Origin of the sequence: Litoribacter ruber (assembly GCF_018500185.1) — a bacterium.
In the GTDB taxonomy this organism is placed as follows: Bacteria; Bacteroidota; Bacteroidia; order Cytophagales; family Cyclobacteriaceae; genus Litoribacter; species Litoribacter ruber.
The window spans coordinates 1-7,694 of sequence record NZ_JAHBGI010000031.1 but is presented as its reverse complement, the minus strand read 5'-3'; the positions used below and the strand labels follow the sequence as shown (position 1 = coordinate 7,694).

At 43.0% G+C, this 7,694-nt stretch carries 4 protein-coding genes; all 4 read left to right on the top strand.

Annotated features, from left to right (window positions below; all coding sequences use genetic code 11):
• A partial coding sequence (locus KIH41_RS17815) for a DUF4249 domain-containing protein (RefSeq protein ID WP_214163307.1) occupies nucleotides 1-1,079 on the top strand: 1,079 nt, incomplete at its 5' end.
• A gap of 6 nt (nucleotides 1,080-1,085) precedes the next feature.
• Nucleotides 1,086-2,636: a hypothetical protein gene (locus tag KIH41_RS17810; RefSeq protein WP_214163306.1), complete on the top strand. Its 1,551-nt coding sequence runs from the start codon at nucleotides 1,086-1,088 to the stop codon at nucleotides 2,634-2,636.
• 78 nt (nucleotides 2,637-2,714) lie between these two features.
• On the top strand, nucleotides 2,715-5,405 hold the full coding sequence (locus KIH41_RS17805) for a TonB-dependent receptor plug domain-containing protein (RefSeq protein ID WP_214163305.1): 2,691 nt from the start codon (nucleotides 2,715-2,717) through the stop codon (nucleotides 5,403-5,405).
• 294 nt (nucleotides 5,406-5,699) lie between these two features.
• The gene (locus KIH41_RS17800; RefSeq protein WP_214163304.1) at nucleotides 5,700-7,673 is read left to right on the top strand and encodes a colicin receptor; all 1,974 of its coding nucleotides are present in this window, start codon (nucleotides 5,700-5,702) and stop codon (nucleotides 7,671-7,673) included.
• Nucleotides 7,674-7,694: the final 21 nt, after the last annotated feature.

Here is a 7,694-nt window from a genome sequence, read left to right as displayed (position 1 = left end):
AGTTTTATGAACCTGAGATAATCACCCAGGATTTTGGGTTTTTAGTTGCCGAAGGATATGTGGAATTGGAAGGGAAGTCGACCTTGAAATTGGGCAGGACGGTAACCGTGTATTCAGAGCAGTCCATTAATCCAATCAATAATGCCACCGTATTTCTTGCCGGATCAGAATCAGGAAGCTGGCAATTTGCTTTGGAGGAGGATGGAACATATGCAATGGAGGGCACTTTGCCTAGCGATCAAGATTATCAGCTTCGGATTCAAATTGGGGAGCATGAGCAATATATTTCAGATTGGATGCAGCCAGCCATGGCCCCGCTAATCGAAGGGATGTTTTTCACCCGCGAAGAGGATGGGGTATATATTTATTTGAATAGCCGTGGAGAGGAAAATTATTTTCTGTGGACAACGGAGGAGACTTGGGAATATAGGTCGTGGTTTAATCCAATGTATAGATATGACCCCTTTACCAACACTATTGTAGAAAGGGAAAAGAATATAAACCTTTGTTATCAGCGACTCGAAACGGGAGATATTATTCTCGGCAGTAGTGCACAATCCAGTAGCGGGGAAATATTTGGAGTAGAATTGATGAGAATTCCGCTGTATTCGGAAAAGCTGGGTACACGGTACAGCATAGAAGTGTGGCAAAGGCCTATAGACAAGGATGCCTTTGAATTTTGGGAGTCCATTCGAAAGAATACGGAGGATTTAGGTGATATTTTCAGCCCTCTCCCCGCATTCTTGGGAAGTAACCTAAAAAAGGAAGGTGATGAAGACTACCCCGTAATTGGATATATCAGTATAGGAAAGTCGGAGAAGAAGCGGTTGTTTGTGGAGTTTGTGGACATCATGCCATGGTCTGCCAGAATCTCTGATTACAACCATTGCGTGATGGAACCCGATACTTTACAACCTCATCAATATGCGGATTATTTTGGGAGGCCTGAAGTGGAGGTAGGGTTACCGGTAATTCGGGAAGGAAGAATTATTGGTTGGAACTATACATTTACCAATTGTACTGACTGCCGATTGAGAGGTGGTACTATTGAGAAACCCGATTATTGGGATAATTACTAATGATTTATGAAACGAACCTGCATACTTTTAATTTCACTTTTCCTAGTGGCTACGTCTCAGCTTTCGGCCCAGGATGAGCTGAAGGTTTTCTTGGGAGAGGATATCCTATTATCGGGTGATTATACACAATTAGGGATTTATGCCAGTAGGGATCAGAAGCCCAGTGATGTAAGGGTGGCCTATTTCGAGCTTTTTACAAAAGAAGGCTTGCCGGTAGTTCAGGAAATGGTTTATCTGAAAAATGGTTTGGCTGAGGCTGTTTTGAGATTGCCTGAAAGCATTCAAAGCGGCTATTATTTGTTCAGATCTTATACAAGCGATTCCGATTTCAATAATTTTAAATCATTTCACCAGTCATGGGTAGCTGTAATTAACCCTGATATACCTCCGGCTATTTTGCCCGATTCTTTATATAATCAAACAGGTTCATCAATAGAAAAAGTGAGTCTACAGGCCGGAAAAAAGGAGAAGGTGATTTTGGATCCAAAAGGTTCGGGAAAGTTGAACTTTGTAAAGGTTTCCCGTCAAATTGAAACCCTTACGGTGCCATCTGAAGTCGAAGTGGTCACTTCTTCCAACATCAACCCCAAGTTTAAAAATGAAAGGGAATTAGCCGGTCACGTGGTTAAAGTGAAAGGACTTCAGCAAGGGGAGCATGTATTCCTGTCCAGCATTGGAAAGGTAAATGACTTGTATTTCGGCGAGGTTAAAGATGATGGATACGCCTATATCTTTATGGATGGGGAAAAAAAATATCACACCTTGCTTCTCCAGTCAACCCAAGTCTCAGGAATTGAAATTGTGTCTCCTTTTTGGGAGTATTTCCCGAAGGTAGAGGATTGGCCGAGCCTGCAAATTACCGAAAAGAGTCTGGAATCGATAAAGGAGATGGCCCTGCAAAAAGAAGTCAAAAAACATTTCTTTTTACCCGACACCACCGATGTGACAAGGGTTCAAAAGATTGCTGATGCCTATGCGATTTATGATTTGGACGACTACAATCGATTTGAATCCTTGGCTTTGACATTTAGGGAATACATCCCAGAAGTATTGATCAGAAATAAAAGGGGGAAAATAGAGCTCCGCATGCGGACTCCTGGGAGTATCACCAAAGAAAACCCTCTCGTGATTTTAGATGGAGTGCCGATTTTTGATATTGATGCCATCAGCAAGTTTGACCCAAAGGACATAAGAAGAATTGAAGTTAGCAACCGCTATTATAAGCTGGGGAGTTTGCAATTGTACGGCATTATCAATTTGTACTCTTTCAACAATGATTTTGCAAATTTCCCCATTGGATCAGAAGTAATGATTTTGGATTATCCGAGTCCGCAGCCCAGTCTTTCATGGAATTTTCCAGAGCATTCAAACAAGCGGAACAGAAGCCCAGACTTCAGGTCGCTGTTACACTGGAATATTACTCAAACAGAGAATAAAAATATAGAAGCCGTCAGTTTCTATACATCTGAATTAGAGGGGTTGTTTTCTGCAGAATATTATTCTTTGGACGATACAGGCAAATGGGTAAAAGCTATTGATTATTTTGAGGTGAAATAAATAAATAGTTAATTTTCCCTCAGATATTTTTAAAATTTAATTAATTAGTTAAATTACCGTGAATTTAACAGCTTATTTATGAGAAAACCTATCTCTTTAGCGATAGCAGGACTTTTTGTGCTTACGCTTGCTTCCTTCTCTAGGCCTAGCAATGGCAATTTGGAAGAACTTACAGAACGCATCATTTCACTTTTACGCAATTACGTAGAGGAAACCCCAGAAGAAAAGGTTTTTCTGCACATGGATAAGGATTATTATGCTGCCGGAGAAGACCTCTGGTTTAGTGTGTACCTTACGGCAGGTAGTCCTGATGTGCTATCACCTTTGAGCAAGGTAGTGTATGTGGACCTTTTGGATAATAAAGGAAAACTGATCAGCCAAAAAACGGTGAAGATGCAAGAAGGTCATGGGTTTGGGGATTTCAAACTTGATCCTTTTTTAGCTGAAGGAGTGTACCATATCAAGGCCTACTCCACTTGGAGCAAGGGTTTTGGCGAAGGGCAGATTTTTGCCAAGGCCATAGACGTCCTTGATCCTTTAAATATGGATTTTCAGCCCCATGCTGATATTTCTTTAGAAACTGAAAATGAAAAAGTCAACTATAAAGCAGATATCTCAGCAGTAAATTCCAGGCTCAAGCCACTTTCGGGCAACCTTTCCTATGAAGTATTAAATAGAAACGGTGTGTTGAAAACCGGTGAGGTGGAACTAGGTGAGGGTGGTAAGGCCATGTTAGAGTTTCAGCTGGGCTTGGAGGATGTAAAAAGCCCTACCTTTTTGAAGCTAACTAAAGTCGAGAACGAGGAGTTCAAGATTGAAAGACAGGTGCGCTTGGGGTATCCCTTGGAGGTTGTAGATATGCAGTTTTTACCGGAAGGAGGGGAACTGATTGCAGGGTTACCAAATGTGGTAGCATTTAGAGCGGCTTATCCCGACGGAACGCCAGCAGAAGTTAACGGTGAGATTACCATAGGTGAGGAAAATATTCCTTTTGCTACGAATGTAAACGGATTAGGAAAAGTAAGCCTAAATCCCCAGCCGGGTAAAGGCATGTCTTCAGCCATCATTAAAGATGACGGGAAAAAGGTTAAGGTTTCCATGCCTGAAATAAAAAACAAAGGCATTAATCTTACAGTGGATTCCAGAAACCCGCAACTGTTGAGTTTGCTTATCCAAGCCAGTAATTATGGTGATATTGATCCCCAGATGGAGGGCTTGCTCGTGGTACATGCCAGAGGAAGAATCGGCTACATGCAAAAACTGGATTTGCGTGCAGGTGTGACTGGGGCAAGGGTGCCGAAAAACCAATTGCCAAGTGGCATCAACCAAGTAAGTGTTTTGAGTCCAGAGGGGGTGCCACTGGCAGAAAGGTTAGTTTTCGTCGATTTCGAAAACGTGCCTGAGATTGAAATTGAAGGTTCCAAAATGGACTTTAAGGGCAGAGGAGAGAATTCTGTAAAGCTGAAAATGAATGCCGATGTTTTTGAAGGTGGAAAATACAGTGTGAGTATCACAGATGCCTCTAACCCTCAACTTGGAGGTGGAAGTAATATATTAACCTATTTGAAGTTTGCTTCTGAACTGAAAGGAAACATTTCAGATAAGGATATCTATCAAGATGACCGTTTGGACGCCAATGCAATTGACCTAATTCTATTGACCCATGGATGGAGAAGGTTTGAATGGGAGGCGGTTTTTGAGCAGCGTTTGAAGAATGATGGCTACATCGAGGAAGGAATAAATGTAATTGGCACCATCAAGCCTAAATCCAAAAGAGCTCTTGCCGGTGGTACAATGAATATTTTTAGTAGGGGTGAGGAAGAGGAGTTTTTGATGGCCGATTTTAGTGAGACTGGTCAGTTTATCATTGATGCGCTGGATTTCCAAGATACGACTACCCTGGTATTGACTGCTGAGGATGGCAAGCATAAAAAAGCCTTGGATATCACCGTCGATCCACCGGTATCCAAATATGAGAACTGGGAAGGCTTTCAGCCCTTATTGAAAAGCCACATCATCAATCCTACATTTAAAGACTATTTGGAGTCTGCAGATAAACAGAGAAAAGCCAACTTTGCATTTGACGATATGGACATTATGGACTTGGATGAGTTTGTAGTGCAGACAAGACAGATTGCCGACGAAAAGGATGGCATTACCAGAATGTATGGTCAAGGGGATAAAATCTTGAAGACTGCTGATATTCCTGGGGTCGAAAGCTACGGGACGATTTTTGAAATGATGATGGGTCGTCTTCCTGGAGTTAGAATTAAGCCGGATATTATGAGTCCTGTGGTGACTATTAGAGGTCAAGGATCTTTAAGTACCCTTCAGCCGATTTTTTTACTTGACAATGTTCAGGTTGATATCGATGTAATCAATACGATTAATCCTCGGGATGTGGATACCATTGAGGCATTTACTGACGGTGCATCCAATGCGATCTTCGGCTCTGCAGGTGCTGGGGGTGTAATTGCAGTATATACCAAACAAGGCGGAAATGCCTATAGTCCAGAAGAAGGTGTGCTTCACACCAAGTACCCGGGGTATTCCACTGCAAGGGAGTTTTATATGCCAAAATACGATGAGGAAAATTCCTCCAAGCCAGATTTCCGTACTACCCTATACTGGAATCCGCTTGTAAGCTGGAATGGAAATGAAGCAGAAATAGCTTTCTACAACAATGATATTTCAGATAAGTTTAAGGTGGTCGTGCAGGGAATCGATCAATTTGGAAGGCTGTCCTATGCGGAGAAGGTGATTGATTGAAATACGGGGTGAAAGTACTACGCTGAAGCAAATGGGCCACTAAGGCCACAAAGTTTACACAAAGTTACCCAAAGGCTCCTTCGCGGAAAGATAAGGGTCAATAGTTTATCCTATTCTCATAATTCTGAAAATCATATTTATTTAGGTTTAATATTTTGATTTAAAAGCTCCAGGGTAAATTCTGGAGCTTTTTTTAATTGTTTACCCAAGAAAGTATTGTAAATTAATAAACATTTAGTTTAATTAGACGTATTAATTTATTAGTACATCCCAGTTTGATTTTTAGAGTTTTTTATGCGTAAAAAGAAAGTAAGTGTTTTCCTTGTAGCGATTTGTTTTATGATTTTCGCCGCCCACAAACCCAAAGACAGTCTCGAGGAGCTTTCCGAAAGAATCATTTCTCTCTTAACCCTCTATGTAGAAGAAATTCCCGAAGAAAAGGTGTTTCTTCATCTGGACAAAAGCCATTACGCGGCCGGAGAAGATGTCTGGTTCAGTGTTTATCTCACCGCGGGAAGTCCCGATATTCCCTCTCCTTTGAGCAAGACGGTCTATGTGGACATGCTGGACAACAGCGGGAAGCTGATTGAGCAAAAGACCATAAAAATCGAGGAGGGGCACGGCTACGGGGACTTTAAACTTCCGTATTTTTTTCCAGAAGGGCTTTATCATCTCAAAGCTTACTCTACCTGGATGAGAGGCTTTGGTGAGGAGCAGGTTTTTTCCAAAGAGATAGAGGTGCTGGAACCTCTGAACATGAACTTTCAGCCACAGGTAACCTTTGAGTTTGGTTCAGGCGAAGAGGAGGGGGATGTAAAATATGTGGGCAACATCAGGGCGGTCGACAAGGATCTCCGCCCGTTGAGGAATAAAAAACTGACATACCAGCTGTTTACCACTAAGCTTATTTTGGGTGAGGGAGACCTGACGCTGGACGCCGAAGGGACCGTAGGGCTTGAACTCTTCCTCAGTGAGACTGATCTGCACACTTCCGTTTTCCTGAAGTTGATGTTTGAGGAAAACGAAAACTTTCAAATCACCAGGCAGTTCCGGCTGCCTTTTCCCGAGAGTGTGATTGACCTGCAGTTTATGCCGGAGGGGGGAGAGATCATAGAAGGCTTTGCCAATAAGGTGGCTTTCCGTGCGGTGTATCCGGACGGCACACCTGCGGAGGTCAAAGGGGAGCTCAGAGGCCCCGAAGGATTTAAGGAGGATTTTGAGACCAATGCAAACGGTCTTGGATTTTTGACCTTCACTCCGGAAAGCCCGGATTATAAAGCCTACCTGCTGACTGAACAAGGAGAGGAATACCCAGTGGAGTTCCCTGCTATCCAGGCCAAAGGGGTGAACCTTATCGTGGATGCCAGAAACCCCGAGATTCTCAACCTGTTGATTCAGGCAAAGGAATATGCTTTTTTTGATGCCTACAAGGAGGGCCTTTTGGTGGTGCATGCAAGAGGAAGGATTGGCCATATGCAAAAACTTAACCTTTCAGAGGGTGTGGCTGGGGCCAGAGTGAATAAAAGCCAGCTTGCTCCGGGAATCAACCAAGTGACTTTTTTCAATAGCGGTGGGCAGCCCTTGGCCGAGAGGCTTGTTTTTGTGGATTTTGAGGATTCTCCTGCAATCAGGATTGAAAGCGAAACCGTAGATGTAAAGGCAAAAGGCAAAAACTCTCTGAAGCTGAAGATGGATGCGGAGGTTTTTGAAGGGGGGAATTACAGTGTCAGCATCACGGATGCTTCCGGTCCCATTGATCACAGTGCTTCCAATATCATTACCTATCTGAAGTTTTCCGCTGAGTTGAAAGGAAGGGTTTCCGACCGCGACCTTTTTGTGGACGGGAAGCTGGATCCCGCTGCAGTAGACCTGATCATGCTGACCAATGGCTGGAGAAGGTTTGACTGGCAAAAGGTTTTTGGAGAGGAATATAGGAACCAGTTACATATTGAACAGGGAATCAATATAATGGGTGAGGTAAAGCCAAAATTTAAATCGAGAAAGGGCCTGGAAGGAGGTACTCTTAATGTATTTAAAAAAGGCCTGGAAGAGGAGTTTATCGTGGCGGAGTTTTCCGAAAACGGCAGGTTCATCATTGATGCCCTTGATTTCCGGGACACCACTACCCTGGTTTTGTCCGCAGAGGACGGGAGGCAAAAGAAAATGCTTGAAATATCCATCGATCCGCCTTTGTCCAAAGAAGGAAAATGGGAAGAATTTGAACCTCTTTTCAGGAGCCACATCATCAATTGTCTATTACGGCGATGATGGGCCAGTGATTACGGAGCA